General features: G+C 30.7%; 18 protein-coding genes. 11 read left to right on the plus strand and 7 right to left on the minus strand.

What is annotated here, in order from left to right:
• The first annotated feature begins 26 nt into the window (after positions 1–26).
• From BSF41_RS09930 to BSF41_RS09970, 9 genes are all read left to right on the plus strand, one after another.
• On the plus strand, positions 27–1,352 hold the full coding sequence (locus BSF41_RS09930) for an alpha-1,2-fucosyltransferase (protein ID WP_095929355.1): 1,326 nt from the start codon (positions 27–29) through the stop codon (positions 1,350–1,352).
• Complete coding sequence (locus BSF41_RS09935) at positions 1,349–2,518, plus strand: glycosyltransferase family 4 protein (RefSeq protein WP_095929356.1); 1,170 nt, start codon at positions 1,349–1,351, stop codon at positions 2,516–2,518. Before BSF41_RS09930 ends, BSF41_RS09935 begins: the two co-directional genes overlap by 4 nt.
• Positions 2,518–4,065, plus strand: a complete 1,548-nt coding sequence (locus BSF41_RS09940) for a glycosyltransferase family 2 protein (RefSeq protein ID WP_095929357.1) — start codon at positions 2,518–2,520, stop codon at positions 4,063–4,065. The genes BSF41_RS09935 and BSF41_RS09940 overlap by 1 nt, the downstream gene beginning before the upstream one ends.
• The gene (locus BSF41_RS09945) at positions 4,062–5,060 is read left to right on the plus strand and encodes a glycosyltransferase family 2 protein (RefSeq protein WP_095929358.1); all 999 of its coding nucleotides are present in this window, start codon (positions 4,062–4,064) and stop codon (positions 5,058–5,060) included. The genes BSF41_RS09940 and BSF41_RS09945 overlap by 4 nt, the downstream gene beginning before the upstream one ends.
• Positions 5,057–6,073 (plus strand): glycosyltransferase, encoded by a 1,017-nt coding sequence (locus BSF41_RS09950; RefSeq protein ID WP_095929359.1) that lies wholly within the window; start codon positions 5,057–5,059, stop codon positions 6,071–6,073. Before BSF41_RS09945 ends, BSF41_RS09950 begins: the two co-directional genes overlap by 4 nt.
• Positions 6,074–6,081: 8 nt before the next feature.
• Positions 6,082–7,203 (plus strand): glycosyltransferase family 4 protein, encoded by a 1,122-nt coding sequence (locus tag BSF41_RS09955; RefSeq protein WP_095929360.1) that lies wholly within the window; start codon positions 6,082–6,084, stop codon positions 7,201–7,203.
• Position 7,204: 1 nt separating this feature from the next.
• Positions 7,205–8,281, plus strand: coding sequence for a glycosyltransferase (locus tag BSF41_RS09960; RefSeq protein WP_095929361.1), 1,077 nt, complete (start codon positions 7,205–7,207; stop codon positions 8,279–8,281).
• Between the two features lie 25 nt (positions 8,282–8,306).
• The gene (locus BSF41_RS09965; RefSeq protein ID WP_095929362.1) at positions 8,307–9,647 is read left to right on the plus strand and encodes an O-antigen ligase; all 1,341 of its coding nucleotides are present in this window, start codon (positions 8,307–8,309) and stop codon (positions 9,645–9,647) included.
• Between the two features lie 64 nt (positions 9,648–9,711).
• Positions 9,712–11,106, plus strand: coding sequence for a sugar transferase (locus BSF41_RS09970; RefSeq protein ID WP_095929363.1), 1,395 nt, complete (start codon positions 9,712–9,714; stop codon positions 11,104–11,106).
• A 6-nt stretch (positions 11,107–11,112) separates the two neighbouring features.
• Here the strand turns inward: BSF41_RS09970 and BSF41_RS09975 are convergent, their stop codons facing one another.
• Together BSF41_RS09975 and BSF41_RS09980 are read right to left on the minus strand one after the other, a co-directional pair.
• The gene (locus BSF41_RS09975) at positions 11,113–12,249 is read right to left on the minus strand and encodes a DUF4105 domain-containing protein (protein WP_095929364.1); all 1,137 of its coding nucleotides are present in this window, start codon (positions 12,247–12,249) and stop codon (positions 11,113–11,115) included.
• Positions 12,250–12,284: 35 nt separating this feature from the next.
• Entirely contained in the window at positions 12,285–13,268 is a 984-nt protein-coding gene (locus BSF41_RS09980) for a PorV/PorQ family protein (protein WP_095929557.1), read from the minus strand.
• Between the two features lie 276 nt (positions 13,269–13,544).
• On the opposite strand from BSF41_RS09980, the gene BSF41_RS09985 reads away from it, so the two are divergent.
• Positions 13,545–14,261 (plus strand): phosphatidylcholine/phosphatidylserine synthase, encoded by a 717-nt coding sequence (locus BSF41_RS09985; protein WP_095929365.1) that lies wholly within the window; start codon positions 13,545–13,547, stop codon positions 14,259–14,261.
• Between the two features lie 9 nt (positions 14,262–14,270).
• Positions 14,271–15,125: a glycoside hydrolase family 25 protein gene (locus BSF41_RS09990; RefSeq protein WP_095929366.1), complete on the plus strand. Its 855-nt coding sequence runs from the start codon at positions 14,271–14,273 to the stop codon at positions 15,123–15,125.
• 112 nt (positions 15,126–15,237) lie between these two features.
• On the opposite strand, the gene BSF41_RS09995 is transcribed toward BSF41_RS09990, so the two are convergent.
• From BSF41_RS09995 to BSF41_RS10015, 5 genes are all read right to left on the minus strand, one after another.
• Entirely contained in the window at positions 15,238–15,459 is a 222-nt protein-coding gene (locus BSF41_RS09995; protein WP_095929367.1) for a DUF5808 domain-containing protein, read from the minus strand.
• An 85-nt stretch (positions 15,460–15,544) separates the two neighbouring features.
• A complete protein-coding gene (gene lptB / locus BSF41_RS10000; RefSeq protein WP_029272155.1) occupies positions 15,545–16,285 on the minus strand; it encodes an LPS export ABC transporter ATP-binding protein in 741 nt (246 codons plus the stop codon).
• A 140-nt stretch (positions 16,286–16,425) separates the two neighbouring features.
• On the minus strand, positions 16,426–16,776 hold the full coding sequence (locus BSF41_RS10005) for a carboxymuconolactone decarboxylase family protein (RefSeq protein ID WP_095929368.1): 351 nt from the start codon (positions 16,774–16,776) through the stop codon (positions 16,426–16,428).
• The gene (gene tatC / locus BSF41_RS10010) at positions 16,769–17,584 is read right to left on the minus strand and encodes a twin-arginine translocase subunit TatC (protein ID WP_095929369.1); all 816 of its coding nucleotides are present in this window, start codon (positions 17,582–17,584) and stop codon (positions 16,769–16,771) included. The genes BSF41_RS10005 and tatC overlap by 8 nt, the downstream gene beginning before the upstream one ends.
• Positions 17,584–18,549, minus strand: coding sequence for an SIS domain-containing protein (locus BSF41_RS10015; protein ID WP_172426880.1), 966 nt, complete (start codon positions 18,547–18,549; stop codon positions 17,584–17,586). The genes tatC and BSF41_RS10015 overlap by 1 nt, the downstream gene beginning before the upstream one ends.
• Positions 18,550–18,595 lie beyond the last annotated feature (46 nt).

The following is an 18,595-nucleotide window of genomic DNA, read 5'->3' on the forward strand; positions in this document are numbered from 1 at the left end:
AAAGGATAAGTTTTTTAATATTCAAAATGTTAACATTTAGTAAAATAGGAAAGAAAGGTAATTTGGGGAATCAACTTTTTCAAATAGCCTCAACTATCGGTTTAGCGGTCAAGAATAATCGAGAATTCTCTTTTTTGCAATGGAAATATCAAGATGCATTTAAAAATAAATTACCACTTTTATCCTTAAATCAATCTTTGTTTAACCATATTGAGGAAAAAGAATATCATTATCATCAATGGATTTTTGGAGCTGATAATTTTGATATTAGTGGTTGGTTGCAAACAGAAAAATACTTTGATATCGAATTGACAAAATACTATTTTGAGTTTTCAGATTCTTTAAAAGAAAAAATTAATAATAAATATGGTGAGGTTTTAAAAAAACGTACAATTTTAATTTCTATCCGCAGAGGAGATTTTGTAAATCACAAGGATTATTTTCAACTTCCAATAAATTATTATTTAAATAGTTTAGCAGTATTTTTTCCAGATTGGATTTCTTGTAATCTTATTGTTTTGAGTGATGATATCAATTATTGCAAATATCATTTTTCATTTTTAGAAAATGCCTTTTTTGGAGATGGGTTAAATGAAACGGAACAACTTTGTCTAGGAACAATGTGTCATGATTTTATAATAAGTAATTCTACTTTCTCTTGGTGGACAGCTTGGCTTGGGGAAAAAAGTGATTCAAAAATTATAAGACCATTCAAAAATTTTGATGGACAAAAAAGTAAAGAACTTAATGATAAAGATTATTATCCAGAACGATGGATAAAATATAATCATTTGGATCAAAAAATACAGTTGCATAATTTATGTTTTTTTATAAATGCTAGTAGGAATAGAGATGAAATTAAGGCATATCTGTCTAACTATTTTGAAGCAGAATTTGTTTTAAATGAAGAAAATTTTCAGTTTCCGAGAAATATTTATTTTATAAAGAAGGATTATTTTCTACCTCCACTTTTAGTTTATTTCTCTTGGTTAAAGCTTGAAAAATCTAATATATCCTTGGTCGTTAATAATGCAGTGAAAGTTTTTGAGGTGTCAAAATCATTAAATTACAAAGAGTTTGCAGTACAACAAGATTTTGGTCTTTTCTCAAAAATTTTTTCATTCGCAAAGAAGAGTAGCAAAAAAAGAAGTTACGAGCAGAAGATTTTTATTAAAAAAAGTGATGCGTTAGATTTAAATAAGAGTAAAGAAAACGAGCTTTTGGTATGTTTTTCTGCAGGTAGTTTTCTTAATATTGGAGGATATAAATTTAGTTTCAAAAGATTCTTGAAAACGAAAGAAAGACAATTAAAACGTACCGTGAAGAAAAAATTGAATAAAATAAAAAAATGAAACCAGACCTACATGTTGCTTATATTGTTTCTCATTATCCTCATAATGCTTTCGGGCACGATGGAGGAATTGGGACAAGCGTTTTTACTTTGGCTGAAAAACTAAAAGAGTTTAATGTACAGGTTTCTGTTTTTGTATATGGACAAAAGGAAGAATTTGTTATCGAAGAAAAGAATACGACGATTTATAGTTTGAGTAATAATAAAGGGAAGTTTTTTAATTTTTACTGGAATAGAAAAAAAATACAAAAATTCATTAATAGAATTATTCTCGAAAAAAAGATCGACATCATTGAAGCGGCAGATTGGACTGGAATTACAGCTTTTATGCGGTTTAAAATTCCGTTAATAATTCGTTTTCATGGTAGTGATGCTTATTTCTGCTATTTAGAAAATAGAAGGCAAAAACTTAAGAATTTCTGGTTTGAAAAATTAGCAATTAGTAATGCAGACGCATTTATTGCTCCAACAAAATTTGCTGGTGAAATTTCAAAAAAGCTTTTTAAGATAAAGGGAAAAGAAATTAAGACAATTTATAATGGTTTGAATCTTCAAAATTTTGAAAACGAAAAACCAGAAAAGTTTGAAGAAAATGTAATTCTTTACATCGGTGCTTTGATAAGAAAAAAAGGAGTTTTAGAACTGCCAGGAATTTTTAAAAAAGTCCGTAATGATTTTTCGGATGCCAAATTAATTTTAATAGGAGGCGATGCTCCAGATTTGAAAACAAAATCAAAATCAACTTGGGAGTTAATGAAGGCTTTGTTTACTACAGATGATTTGAAAAATGTAAATTATCTAGGTAAAATTCCATATAGAGAAATTCAAAACTATATAAAGAAAGCAAACGTATGTGTGTTTCCAACATATGCAGAAACTTTCGGAATGGTAACAACAGAAGCCATGGCTATGCAGAAAGCTGTTGTAAATAGCGATATAGGTTGGGCACAAGAATTGATTATTGATGGAGAAAGTGGTTATTTGGTTTATCCTTCAAATCATGATGAATATGCTAGTAGGATTCGTAATATTTTTAAAAAGTGTGATTTGAGTTTAGAAATTGGAAAAAATGCCAGAAAAAGAGTCGAAAATAAGTTTGATATTAACAAACTTGCAAAAGAAAATATAGCATTTTATTTAAAAGTAATAAATTCAAATTCTATTTAATGCTAGTTATAGTTTATCATCAAAACAATAAAGTTGTTGAAGTTGACTTTGATGGAAAAAGTATTCTATTTTCCGAAAAAAATATAGTAAACAATTTATTTCAGATTGCTAAGCAATATCCTGAATGTCTTATTATTTGGTGTCAATTAGATTTAAAATCAAATTTAAATTGTACCGAATTGGCAGAGATTTTTCATCATAAAAAAATAATGGCATCATATAATCTGTCAACAAATTCATTTTTTCCAGAAACGATAGGATATGCAGATCTCTCTCTCTTTATAAATGTAAAAAAAGATGTCACTTATCCGACTTGGATGATGAGCACTCATGTTGGCGGAATTAATGCGGAGGTTTTAAATGCTTTAAACAATCAAATTTTGAAAGATTTAAATTTTGATTACTTTTTACACTCAATGGCTAAGTTAGTAATGCCACTAGGTTTATATTGCTATTCTGAACCAAGGTTGCTTAAAAAATCTGAAGTAATATTCCCCAAATTTAAAAACAATAATTATCTCTTGTTTCGATTTGTTAAACAACATTATAAAACACGTTGGACATTTTTGTTGTTTTTAAATTTATTTCTTTATGAAAAAAAGTTTGCTTTTTTACCACTCTTTTTTACAATCTTCTACAACAAGCGATATTTAAAAGATGATTTATTACAACTTATAGAAAGCCAATCGCAAAAAAAGGCAGTAGAAGACGGCTCTATAGACATCATAATTCCGACAATTGGACGCAAAAAATACTTGCATGATTTCTTAAAAGATTTAGCATTACAAACTCATTTACCAAAAAAAGTAATAATTGTAGAACAAAATCCTTTTGTTGGCTCTTTTTCAGAACTTGATTTTATTGAAAGTAATAATTGGCCATTTTACATTAAACACATTTTTACGCATAAAACAGGAGCGTGTAATGCACGAAATTTAGCTCTTGCAGAAATAAAAAGCGAATGGGTATTTATGGCTGATGATGATATCAGAATTGATAAGATTTTTTTAGAAGAAGCTTTTGAGGTTATAAAAAAAGATGGACTAGAACAAGTAACATTTGGATGTTATGCATCCGATTATGCTGAAAACAAAAAAATCAAGCATAGATTTCAATCGGGTAATTTTGGCTCAGGCTGTAGTATTGTAAAATCAAAAAATATAGGTTCGATGTCTTATAACACAAGTTTTGAATTTGGTTATGGAGAAGATAGTGACTATGGAATGCAACTTAGAAACCAGGGATTTGACGTTATATATTCTCCAAAACCAGAAATAGTCCATCTCAAAGCACCAATTGGAGGTTTTAGAGCAAAACATATTTTAGATTGGACGAATGATTTAATTCAACCAAAACCATCTCCAACAATAATGTTGTATAAACTTTTAAATGAGACCAAACAACAATTAAAAGGGTATAAAACCACTCTATTTTTTAAATTTTATAAGGTTCAAAAAATTAAAAATCCTATTAAATATTATAAAAATTATAAAATTCAATGGGATAGAAGTTTATATTGGGCCAATAAATTAAATAGCAAAGAATGAAAATTTCCTTAATAATCTGTACCTACATGCGGGTAGAGTCTTTGCTTGCACTACTTCAATCTATTAAACTTCAGGATAGATATCCAGATGAAATTTTAATTATTGACGGTTCGACAAACGATACGACTGAAACAATGCTGAAGAAAAATAATTTTGAAAAAGTAAAATATACAAGAGTTAAAAATGAAGACCGAGGGTTAACTAAACAACGTAATATTGGAATTTTAAAAGTTGATTCAGACGCAGAAATTGTTTGTTTTCTTGACGATGATACTATTCTAGAGCCAGAATATTTTAAAGAAATTGCTAAAACATTTGAGAGTGATGAGGAAATTATTGGAGTTGGAGGAGTTGCTGTAAATGAAAATAAATGGAAGCTTCAAAATAAGAACCAATATTATAATAAAAAGAAGTTTTATTTGTTTGAAGGATATTTTTACAAAGAAGGCTTAAGAAATGTTGCAAGAAATTTTCTAGGTCTAGCTTCAAATTTAGGATCAGGAAAAATGCCGTTTTATTCGCATGGAAAAACTTGTGGCTTCCCATTGACAGGTAAAACTTATGAGGTTGATTTGTTAATTGGAATGTCTATGTCATTTAAAATAGATGTACTAAATAAAATTAAGTTCTCAAAATTTTTTGAAGGTTATGGTTTATATGAAGATGCAGATTTTAGTTTAAGAGCTTTACAATTTGGTAAAAATGTCATTAATACAAGTGCCAAACTGTATCATTATCATGATCCATCAGGAAGACCAAATCAATATAAATATGGGAAAATGGTAGTAAGAAATGGATGGTATGTTTGGAGGATTAAAAATCCAAATCCAAAAATCATTGATCGTTTTAAATGGAATGCTATTACTATTTTGTTAATCATGATAAGACTAACAAATGTATTTACAGAATCTGATAAGCAATCTGCTTTTAAAGAAAGTATTGGAAGAATTGTTGGATGGTGCAGTTTAATTTTTAGTAAACCAAAAAGAAAATGATTTTAATTATAAAAAAGAAAATTGCGAAGAAACTTAAAGAGTTTAAGCAAAACTACTCCCATGTAAGATATTATAATGGTGATGATGCAGTTGTTTATTTACATTTAAATCATAAAACGAAAGTTCGCACTTACTTAAATCTTTTTTTTAGAATTAGAGCAGTATACAACGAGCCAATTGTTATAAAGTTTTCAGTCTTAAGAATGATATTTTTGGCAAGATGGTTTCGCGAGCTTGATTATATCTACTTTTCAAAGCCTTTTTCAAGACTTAAGAAAACAAAGGTTTTTAGTCATAATAAAAATGCCGATTTCAAAGTAAGTTATAATTATAGAAAAATATACTCTATTTCCAATTTTAATAAAAATGCATTACCTTATATAATGCATCCAAGCAATTATTTACATGGTGATGTGGAAATGATGGAAAAAAAAGTTGGTATATTGATGAGTGGAAACTTTGATGAAAAAATATATAACTCAGGTGTTATTTCTAAAAACTTCGGAATAATGAACAGATGGGAAATTTATCAGCAAGTCTTGAAACATGATAAATTGTATTCTGTAAGCGGAGATGAACTTTTACAGGATCTTGATTCATTAAAATTTAAAGAAAGTTTTGTTTTAATGAAATGGCAGACAGGAGCAATTCCAATAGAAAAGTGGCGTTATTATCTATCTACAGCAGATTTTATTTTTTGCGCACCCGGCATGACTATGCCTATGTGTCATAATATTCTTGAAGCAATGTCTGTCGGAGTAATTCCAATTTTAAATTATGCGAATTGGCTGAATCCGTCACTGCAAGATGGTATTAATTGTTTCGAATACCGTAATTTTACAGATATTAAAAAAGTAATTGATAAAGCTCTTTCTCTATCAGGAAGTGAAAAACAGATTTTAAGGCAAAATACATTGGAGTATTATAAGAAATATTATAATTTGTATGATTTTAAAATTGATGCTTCAAGTGAATTAATAGTTTTGAATGAGGCTATTTCAGATTTAACCTAATATTTTACATGAGAAAATTTGTTGTTATCACGCATGTAAATCATATTAAAAATCGGGATCTGTATTATGCGTACGCCCCTTATGTACGAGAAATGAATCTTTGGTTAGAACATACTGATCAATTAGTTGTTGTAGCTCCATTACAGCGAGTAGTTTTTACTCCGATTGATTTAGCATATAATTGCAAAGATGTTGTTTTTAAAGTTGTGCCTGAGGTTAATTTTATAACTTTAAAAAAACAGCTTATTTCGGGTTTTAAATTGCCGATTATTTTTTGGAAAATATTTTGGGCAATGTATCATGCAGATCATATTCATTTGAGATGTCCTGGAAATATAGGATTGATAGGATGTTTTGTTCAGATTTTATTTCCAAAAAAGATAAAAACGGCAAAGTATGCCGGTAATTGGGATCCAAAAAGTAAACAGCCTTGGACGTACAAATTACAAAGTGCAATTTTGAATAATACTTTTCTGACTCGAAATATTAGCGTTTTAGTTTATGGAAATTGGCACAACCAATCAAAAAATATCAAGCCTTTTTTTACAGCAACTTATTCTAATACGGAAAAAGAAGTTGTTGAAAAGAAAGGTTTTGATAATGGAATTTCTTTAGTCTTTGCAGGAAGTTTGGTTAAAGGTAAAAATCCTCTATATGCAATCAAGGTTGTAAATCAATTGGTGAAAAAGGGATATAATGTTGTATTAAGCCTTTTCGGAGAAGGAGTGGAGAGAGAGAATTTGCAACAATTTATTTTAGAGAATAAAATAGAAAATTTTATTTTTTTGCACGGTAATCGAGACAAAGAAACAATTAAGGAAGCCATGAAGGAAAGTCATTTTGTAATTTTGCCTTCTAAAAGTGAAGGTTGGCCAAAAGTTATTGCAGAGGGAATGTTCTGGGGATGTGTACCCTTGTCAACAAATGTTTCTTGTGTTTCAGATATGTTAGATAATGGAAAAAGAGGAATATTTTTAACAATGAATTTAGAAAAAGATGTGTTACAAATTGAAGAAATCCTGAATAATGAAAGTGAATTTTTCTTCAAAAGCAAACTAGCATTAGCTTGGTCGCAAGAGTATACCACAGAAGTTTTCAATGAAGAAATTAAAAAGTTAATGTTGAGATAGGATGAGAGTTGTTCAGATAATTGATTCTTTAGAAACTGGAGGAGCAGAAAAGATGGCAGTAAATTATGCCAATGCACTTGCCGACAAAATTGAATTTTCGGCATTAGTAGCGACGCGTAGTGAAGGCTTACTGTTGGAGCAATTAAGTAATAAGGTTTCTTATCTGTTTTTAAACAAAAAGGGAAAAATTGATTCTAAAGCCATTTTAAAATTAAGGAAATTTATAAAAAGCAATAACATTGGAGTTATTCAGGCTCATAGCTCTTCTTTTTTTATTGCAGTTTTGATTAAAATAATATATCCAAAAGTTAGAATTATTTGGCATGATCATTATGGAATTTCGCAAAATTTGAAGTCAAGAAAAAGTCTAGTGTTAAAGTTTAGCTCAGTTCTTTTTTCTGGAATAATCTCGGTTAACAATGCTCTTAAAATCTGGGCGAAAGATTATTTAAAATGTTCGGATGTAATTTATTTGCCTAATTTTATTATTGAACCAACTATGCTTGTAAATGATTTTCAACTTCATGGAGAAGACGAAAAAAGAATAGTTTGTGTGGCGAATTTGCGTCCCCAAAAAAATCATGAATTATTAATTGCCGCTGCAGCCGAGATTCATAAAAAGTTTCCTGATTGGACTTTTCACTTAATAGGAAAAGATTTTAATGATACTTATAGTGAAAAGCTTTATGCAAAAGTAAAGGATCTTAAACTTTCCAAGACAGTGTTCTTTTACGGAGCTATAAACAATCCACAAGTAGTTTTTAGGCAATGTGAAATTGCTGTCTTGCCTTCCCTTTCAGAAGGACTTCCTTTAGTGATTCTTGAATATGGTCTGTTTAGTTTACCTGTGATAGCAACAAATGTTGGAGAAATATTAAAGATCATACCTTCATCAGATCAAGGTATAATAATAGAATCAAATAATTTGAATGAATTCGTATTTTCCATTAGTAAATTAATCGCAGAAAAAGATTGTAGAGAAAATATGGGGAAAAATTTGTATTCTCATGTAGAAAAAAAATTTAGCGAAAAAACAATCTTAAATGAATATATTAATTGGCTGAAGGCTCTAAATTAATAGTGAAAAGAATATTTTTATTACAATGAAAAATACAAAAATATCTTATTTTACAATTATTATTTTTCATGCTCTTATTGCATTGACAGTTTTTGTACTTCCTTTTTTGTCAAAAATTTATGCACTGCTGATTCCTCTAATTGGTTTCTTTATTGTTTGTAAAAATCAGAATAGAAATAATGAAGTGCTTTTAGTAAGTGCTTATTTAGTGGGTTCAGAGGTTTTCTTGCGAATGACAGGAGGGAATTTTAATAACGAATACATAAAGTTTTCTGTAATGTTTTTTATGCTTTTAGGAATGTTTTATAGTAATTTCTCTAAAAGTTCATTTATCTATCTGTTTTCGCTACTATTATTAGTTCCAGCTGTGGTAGTAACTGCAAATGAGCCAAATTTAACTGGAAATTTTAGAAAAATTTTAATTTTTAATTTATCTGGGCCTTTTTGTATAGTTATTTGTGCAATTTATATGCTTAATAGGAGAATTGCACTTGAAAGATTGAAAGACATAATGATTGCACTTGGTTTACCTATTATAACTACAACGGTCTATCTGTTTCTGTATACTCCAAATATTAGAGATGTTGTAACAGGAACACAATCAAATTTTGAAACATCTGGTGGTTTTGGGCCTAATCAGGTTTCTACTATTTTAGGATTAGGGATGTTTGTCTTTTTTACGCAAGTGATCTTATTCTCAAAGTCTAAATTAGATTTGTTTATTAATTCAGGATTATTTGTATTTATTAGTTATCGAGGAATTGTTACTTTTTCGAGAGGAGGTATTATTACCGCTGTTGTAATGATTGTCTTTCTTTTGCTTTTTCTTTACTATTTTTCTAATTCAAAAGGGAAAAATAAGTTAAAGTTAATCTTTGTTTTAACAGGGATTTTAAGTGTTGGAATTTGGACATACAGTTCTTTTCAGACAAGAGGCCTTATTGAGAAACGATATGCTAATAAAGATTCTGCAGGACGTGAAAAAAAAGATCGTTTAGGGGGAAGAGAAGAAATTATGGATGCAGAAATAAATCTCTTTATAGATAATCCTTTTTTGGGTGTTGGAGCCGGACTTAGTAAGTCAAAGAGGATAGAGGAATTGGGTGTTGAAGTTGCATCACATAATGAAATAACTAGATTGCTTGCTGAACATGGAGTTTTTGGCCTCGCTGCCTTTTTAATTCTTTTTATAGTTCCATTTTTTCAATATATCAATAATAAGCAACATTTATTTTTTTTATCATTTTATTTTTTTTGGTTGCTAACAATAAATCATGCGGCAATGCGAACTGCAGCCCCTGCGTTTATATATGCATTATCGCTTCTTTTTGTTCAAGTGAAAATTCCTGAAGAAACAGAAAATTAATAAATTAGTTATATTTTTTTGCGATACATTTGCTTTGCCCTAACCCAATTAAAACCTACAAATGATGTTCTCAAAAAAGAAAATGCATTTTGAAATTTCGGAGAGGAAGATATTGCTTCTTTCTTTTGATGCTATTTTTATTTTATCCGCGTTATATCTATTAAGTTCAGTATTTGACTATCATTATTTTGAATTTGATATTCACAGCTCGTTGAGTATTCTTTTACTAATTGCCTATCTTTATATTTTCGGAGTAATTTTTGAAATTTATAATTTACAAGTGGCAAGCAATCAGCTTCAGATTCTGCAGAATGTCGTTTTTACTGTCACTGCTACTGTTCTCGCTTATTTGTTTACACCAATTCTTTCTCCTGTATTGCCTAAACAGAGGCTCGTTATATTAATATTTTATTTTACAATATTAATTACGCTGTTGGTATGGCGTTTGTTTTACTGTTACTTTCTAGCCTCTCATCGTTTTTCTCAAAGTGTAGTTTTGATTTGTGACCAAAGCGAAGTTGAAGAATTAGTTTTAGGATTAGAGAATGTCGACCCGCATTATAAAATTATTGGTTTTGTAAACTCCGATTCTATTGCAGATGAAAATCTAGATTTTCATTACGTAAAAGAAATAAAGAAGGATGCTCTAGAACATTTTGTATTGACACATCATGTTTCAGAAATCATCATTGCTTCTCAAAATACAGATGGCATCACTCCAGATTTATATCAGCAACTGCTTCATTTATTAGAAAAGGGAGCTATTATACGAGAATATACTCAGGTTTACGAAAGTAAAACACAACGAATCCCAGTTCATCATATAGAAAAAGATTTTTATAGATTTTTTCCTTTTAGCAGAAGTAATAGCAATAAACTTTATTTGTCTTTTGTTCGGCTTATAGAAATCATGTTTTCTATGTTGGGACTATTAATTTCCCTAGTTTTTATACCAATAATTTTTATTTGCAACATCTTTGCAAATAAAGGAAGTCTTTTTTATACTCAAGAAAGAGTAGGGAAAAATGGTGATATTTTCAAGATTTATAAATTTAGAACCATGACAGAGAATTCAGAAACCAATGGAGCTGTTTTTGCTGTTCATAATGATAAAAGGGTTACTCCGTTTGGTAAATTTATGCGAAAGTCAAGAATCGATGAACTGCCTCAATTTATTAACGTTTTAAAAGGAGACATGGGCGTAATTGGTCCAAGGCCTGAGCGTCCTTTTTTTGTTGAAGAAATCGCGGCTGTAATGCCTTTTTATGAAACACGCCATGTAATTAAGCCTGGACTTACAGGATGGGCGCAGGTTAATTATTCTTATGGAGAATCTATAGATGAGAGTTTGATTAAACTTCAATACGATCTATACTACATAAAGCACAGAAGTGTTTTTCTTGATTTGAGTATCACTTTCAAAACCATTACTACGGTTTTGTTCTACAGAGGTCAATAATATTTTTTAGATTATAATCGGAATTGGTTTTTTGTTGCGAATAGCTGTTCGCACTAAAACCACTCCGCTTGTAACGATTAACGGTAAAGTGATGAAGAAATGTGCTTTGTTAATCAAAAACAAAAAGTAAATCACTAAAAGGACAAAGTTGATTAACGAAAAGCGATAAGTCCATAATTTGTTTTTGAAAATAGAAAACAATACTAAAAGCAATAAAAGCGGACTGAATAATAATACATTATAATTCATTGCTAGTTCTTGGTGAAAAGAATAAAATCCCATAATAACAAAGAATATTCCAATAAGAGATAAAATCAAAAAGTAGATTTTATCAACTGTTTTGTTTCTGGCGAAGATTACAAAAAGTAAGATAAAAAGATACGTATAGATGTTATTCCACAAAGATTTTGGAGTCTCTTTTGTAAATTCTAATAACGTTTTGCTTTTGGCAGCGAGAGGCTTATTTTGGAAAGTAGTTTTGTCCAAACTGTTTTTCAATTCAAATGGAAGAAAAATTCTTGTTCCCATTTGATCTACTTTCGTTCCAAAAATAATACTTGTTCCCAACTGATCATAAAAATGACCATCAAAGTAAGGAAACAGAATAGAGCGATAGGTTTTGTCTGTGTCTTCTGTTTTAGCAATTACATTTCCGCCTAAAGTTTTATTTACCACATCAACAACCATCGAAGTGCAGTTTTTGTCGATAAATTTGTAAGTATAATAACGCTCGTCAGAAGCTAAAACTGCATTTAATTGGTCGAAAAGTTTTTGTTTTAAATCTTGAGAAATCAGTAATTCCTGCTCATAAATACTTCTTTTTTCATAAGTGTATTCATTAAAAAAATCTGCATAAGAGTGTACTGTTGCAAAATATTGGAGATCTCCTTTTGCGAACTTTAGAACAAAATTTGGAGTTCTAAAATCAAAAGTTCCGTAATTGTAAACAACGTCAAAATTGTTTCCAGGATCTAAAACTCTAATTCCTGTATGTCCGAAATAAGAATACGTTTCGTTTCCAAGTCCACAAGTCAGAATGCTAATTTTAGCGTCTTTAGATAAAGCTAAACTTTGGCTGAAACCAATAAAACTGGATAAGAATAATAAAATAAAAAGTGCTTTTTTGGACATGACAGTTTTCATGATTTAAAATTTTAATGTTTTTTGGTTTCTAATTATTATCTAAAGATACCTAAATCTACTTTCAGCGAAAAAATATTAGAATACAACGCAGTGCTTTGATTTCCTAAATCAGTTAAGGCATAATCAATTTGTATGCCTTTATATCGAAATCCTAAACCGATATTAGGCTGAAAGTTTACTTTTTCAGTATTGTCCAATTGTGTTACATTCTGAAAATTTCCTGCACCAGCTCGAACAAAAACCAAATCGGTATAGCCAAACTCAAACCCTAGAGCTGGGTCTATACTTATAGGTTTTGAAGAAATGATATCGTTTGTCTGTTCGAATCGCATATTTAAATTCGCAGAAGTCACAAGACTGCATTCGTTATGAAAATCAAATCTTTTTGAAACTCCCAATTGTGCTTTTGGTAGTGTTATTTCTGTGCTTTCTGGTAATTCTTTATTTTCTCCTGGAATTGCATTAGCGATTTTGGCATATTCTTCTTCATCAATATTCCAAATGTTGTAAGTTGTGGTAATGTCTCGAAGCATTAAACCAAATTTCCAATCGTTTCTTTCAAACTGAAGTCCAATATCAAATCCAAATCCCCACGAATTAGCAAATTTTCCAATTACTCTTCGAATTACTTTTGCGTTTACACCATATTGAAATCCGTCAACAGGCAGTTTTCGAGCATAAGAAAAAGTAAAACCATAATCTGCAGTAGAGAAAAGGCTAATTCTATTATAGTCTATATTTCCTTGATTATCTATTAATTGTGTGGTATCCATGATATCGTCGACTCCAAAACGGATCAGCGAAATTCCCCAAGCACTTCTGTCGTCAATGGGGCTTGCGTAGCCTATGTAATCGTATTGCGCAATATTCGCAAAATAGCTGGCGTGCATTAAGCTAATTTGATGATCTTCAAGATGCGTTAAACCTGCAGGATTCCAGTAAACAGAATTTACATCATTGCTAGAAGCAGTTACAGCACTTGCCATTCCAAGAGCCGCGGCATCGACACCAATATTCATAAATTCATTCGAATATTTTCGAACAGTTTGTGCATACTGAAAAGTACAACTCCAAAGTAATAAAAACACTAAATATTTCTTCAACGTATATGTTTTTGCAGATCGAGGCCTGTTTTTAAATTTTTATCAAAAATATAATATTTTACTCATCTAATAAGTTCCTTTAGTTAAATATTCCGAAAGTCATACTTTGAAATAAAAAACTCTCGAAAAAACTCGTTTTGCATCGAGTTATTATACTAAATTTGTTCTCTTCCATTATCAAAACTTTAAGCTATGAATATTAAAAAGCATATACCAAATCTAATTACATTAATCAATCTTTTCTGTGGCTGTGTCGCAGTTGTTTTTGTCTCTAAAGGAGATTTTTTAATGGCTTTTTACATGGTTTGCTTAGGAATCTTTTTTGATTTCTTCGATGGTTTTTTTGCCAGATTATTTAAAGTTTCAAGTCCGCTTGGGTTACAGTTGGATTCTTTGGCAGATATGGTTACAAGTGGCGTTGTACCAGGTTACGTCATGTACAGTATGTTTGCAAGAGGCGGTGATCAACTAGGAAATCAAGCAATTGTTCCTTTTTTAGGATTTATTATAACTTTAGGCGCCTGCTACAGATTAGCCAACTTTAATATAGACACGCGTCAGACAGATTCGTTTATTGGCTTGCCAACTCCTGCAAATGCCATTTTTATTATTAGTTTGCAAATAGTTCTGGATATGTATGCAGATTCGTCTCTTGTAATTCTTGAATTATTAACAAATCAGTGGGTTTTATTACTTGTTACTTTGGGTAGCGCTTACATTATGAATGCTGAAATTCCATTATTTTCTTTAAAAATTAAAAAATTCAGCTTAAAAGACAATGCACTTCAAATCGTGTTTTTGATTGTTTCAGTATTGTTAGGGGTATTACTTCATTACATTGCAATTCCGCTGATTATTGTTTTCTACGTTTTACTGTCTATTATCAATAATCTATTTCTGAAAAAGTAATTCTGTTTAATGGCAAGAAAAACGACTTATCGTAAAACATATTCAAGAAAACCAGCTGGAAGATCTTTTCTGAGCAGACTTTTTCGAGGACTTTTATTGATTTTTTTCGGACTTTTATTCATTGGGATAATTTATCATTATCGCAAAGGACTTGCTTATTATTTAGGTTTTAAAACAGAAAAGGTTTTAGATGAAGATGCGGTTGATAAACATCTTTCTGATGTTAGAAATATTCGTGTTCTTGAAAATCATAAAGGAAAAGTAATTGGAATCGACGTGTCCGAATTTCAGGGAAAAGTCGATTGGGAAGAAGTCGAAATTTTAGATGAGAAATACCCGGTTCAATTTGTTTTTATTCGTGCAACTGCAGGGAATGATCGTGTAGATAGACAATTCAAAAGAAATTGGGAAGGAGCAAAAGAAAATAAAATCATGCGTGGCGCATATCATTATTATCGTCCTAACGAAAATTCTATAGAACAAGCAGATCTTTTTATCAAAACAGTAAAATTACAAAAGGGAGATCTTCCGCCAGTTTTAGATATCGAAAAATTACCTAAAAATCAGCCTTTAGATAGTTTGAAAAAAGGGCTGAAACGTTGGTTGAATAAAGTCGAAAAACACTATCAGGTTCGTCCAATAATTTATTCTGGTGAACGATATTATTCTGATTTTTTAAAAGAAGAGTTTAGCGAATATCTTTTCTGGATTGCCAATTATAATTTCTACAGAGAGAAAATCGAAGATGATTGGCTGTTTTGGCAGTTTACAGAAAAAGCTTCTCTGCCAGGAATCAAACACCGAGTTGATGTTAATATCTACAATGGCGATTTAGAACAATTGCATTTTATTACGGTTGAGTAATAGTGATCAGTTTTTAGATTTTTAGTTTTCAGTATTTTATCAAAAAAAAAGTTTTTTAGTCTCAGCCCAAAACTGACCACTAAAAAACTGACCACTGAATACTTTTTTTAATTTATTTCAATAAAACTAAAATAACAATTATTATAAAAGGTAATAGAAGCATTACGGAATATGGATTGGCAAAATTTATAGTATAACCCATCCATTGAATCTTTTTGGGAGGAAGCAATCTTTTGTCTTTCGGATTATAATAGCAGGTGTTGAAGAAATACCAATTCTTTGGATCTTTATGCCAATTATCGTAATCTTCCTGAGTTGGTTTTTCTGATTTCATTCGTAACTTTTTTAAGAATCTTAGATTAAAAAAAATGGTAAAAAGAAATTTGTATTTTACTTTTTACCATTCAGATATAACTTTCTTAAAATTCCAGTTTCTTTTTACGAAGCTCGAAGTTTTGTCCAAGATAAACGCGGCGAACCATTTCATCTTCTACCAATTCTTCTGGAACTCCTGCTTTAAGAATTCCTCCTTCAAACATTAAGTATGTTTTGTCGGTAATCGCTAATGTTTCCTGAACGTTGTGATCGGTAATTAAGATTCCAATGTTTTTATTTTTCAATTGCGCTACAATTCGCTGAATATCTTCAACTGCAACTGGGTCAACTCCTGCAAAAGGTTCATCCAATAAAATAAATTTAGGATCGGTTGCCAATGCACGGGCAATCTCTGTACGACGACGCTCACCTCCAGAAAGTAAATCGCCTCGGTTGGTGCGAATGTGTTCTAAACTGAATTCTTCGATTAAACTTTCCATTTTAGCAATCTGTTCTTCTTTAGAAAGTTTAGTCAATTGTAAAACGCTCAAGATATTATCTTCAATGCTTAATTTTCTAAATACGGAAGCTTCTTGTGCCAAATAACCAATTCCTTGCTGAGCACGTTTGTACATTGGGTAATCAGTAATGTTCAAATCGTCAAGATAGATGTTTCCTTGATTTGGTTTTACCAATCCCACAATCATGTAAAAAGACGTTGTTTTTCCAGCTCCATTCGGACCCAAAAGCCCCACGATTTCTCCTTGATTTACTTCAACAGAAATCCCTTTTACAACACTACGTCCTTTATAGGTTTTGATTAAATTATCGGCTCTTAGCTTCATTTTTTTTAATTAGATAATGTGTCAATTTGATAATGAGATAATTATTATCTCTGTTGGCAAAATAAAATAAAATAAATTAATCAATTAAACGAATTAACATATCATATGAAAATTATCTAATTGACTAATTATCAAATTATCTAATTGCCATTTTCTTCAAGAGCTTCCCAGAATTCATAAGCTCTTCTTAAATGAGGAATCACAATTGTTCCTCCAACTAGAGTTGCGATTCCCATTGCTTCCATCATTTCTTCTTTAGAAACGCCTTCTTTATAGCTGGTTTCTAAATGGTATTTTACGCAGTCATCACATCTTAAAACGGCTGATGCTACTAGACCCAAAAGTTCTTTTGTTTTTACATCAAGAGCGCCTTCAGCATAAGCGTTAGTGTCAAGATTAAAAATTCGCTTTACAATTTTATTATTGTCGGCAAGCAGTTTTTCGTTCATTTTAGAACGATAGTCGTTAAATTCTTGAATGATATCAGACATTTTCTTTTAATTTATTTCTGTAAACAACTTTCGAAATCAAAATACTTACTTCGTAAATAATCAACATCGGAATTGCTACAATGGTTTGACTTACTACATCTGGAGGTGTAACAATAGCTGCGATAACCAAAATAAGGACTACAGCATATTTCCAATACTTTCTTAAGAATTCAGGAGTTACTAATCCTAATTTTGTTAAGAAATAAATAGCAATTGGAAGTTCAAAAAAGATTGCGCTTCCAAGAATACTCGTTTTAACCATTCCCATATAAGATTCTAGAGTAAATTGGTTTTTTACCACATCACTTATGGAGAAAGTAGCAACGAAGTTTACCGACATCGGAATTACAACAAAATACCCAAATAATACTCCTAAAAAGAAAAGTAGTGAAGAGACAAAAATGAATAATTTTGCATTTTTTCTTTCTTTCTCATAAAGGGCTGGGCTGATAAATTTCCAGATTTCCCATAAAATATAAGGGAAACTCAATATGAAACCAGCCAGAAGACACATCCATACAAAGATGTTAACCTGACCTTCCATTTCGGTATTCTGAATAATAAAATTCAGTTCTGTGATGCAAATGCTGTCAGCAAAACCTAGCTGATGCGATAAGTCGCAAAACCAAACATAGGTAAAGAATGTTGGTCTTATTGGACCTAAAATAATTTGATCAAATAAATAATCACTAATAAAATAAGTAACAAATGCCATTATGCATGTTGCAAGTGTACTTCTAACCAATAACCATCTTAGTTCTTCAAGATGATCCAAAAATGACATTTCGCCAAGATTTTTTTTTGCCATTATACGATTCCTTCTTTTAAAATGTCATGTAAATGTAAAACGCCTTTGTACGTTCCTTCGTCAGAAACAATTAGCTGTGTAATAGAGTAGTCTTCTAAAATATTTAAAGCATCGACAGCCATAGTTTCAGACGAAACTACTTTTGGATTTTTAGACATAATATCCCTTGCAGTTAAGTCCGCAATAGTATCTACGTCGTTTAGCATTCTTCGGATGTCTCCATCGGTAATAATTCCAACAATTTTATTGTCTTCAATTACTGCAGTAACTCCTAATCTTTTTTCAGAGATTTCAAAAATCACTTTTTTGACAGATGTATCAGGAGCTACAGCTGGTTTTAGTGAGTTTTCTATCATGTCTTTTACACGAAGCAATAGTTTTTTTCCTAAAGCACCTCCTGGATGATAAACTGCAAAATCTTCTGGTTTAAAATCACGCATTTCCATTAAACAAACGGCTAAAGCATCACCCATTACAAGCTGTGCTGTTGTGCTATTTGTCGGAGCTAAATTGATAGGGCAGGCCTCTGTGTCAACAGTTGTGTTTAAAACCAAATCTGAACCTTTTGCTAAAAATGAAGTTGTGTTTCCTGTAATAGCAATTAAGGTGTTTCCAAATCTTTTTAATAAAGGAACAAGGACTTTGATTTCTGGACTATTTCCGCTTTTAGAAATGCAGATAATGATGTCGTCATTTTGAATCATTCCTAAGTCGCCGTGAATTGCTTCTGCGGCATGTAGAAACATAGAAGGAGTTCCAGTTGAGTTAAAAGTAGCCACCATTTTTTGCGCAATGATCGCGCTTTTTCCAATCCCCGTAACTATTAAACGGCCTTTGGTTTCGTATATGCGTTGGACAGCTTCGTAAAAATTTTCGTCCAAAAAATCAATTAGTTTTGTAATTGCTTCACTTTCAGAGAGTATTGTTTTCTTGGCAATCGCCAATATATTTTCTTTTGTGATCAAAACAGAATATTTAAAATTTGTATGTATAAAAGAAAGTTGTATCTTT

This window comes from Flavobacterium sp. ACN2, assembly GCF_002303885.1.
Taxonomy (GTDB): domain Bacteria; phylum Bacteroidota; class Bacteroidia; order Flavobacteriales; family Flavobacteriaceae; genus Flavobacterium.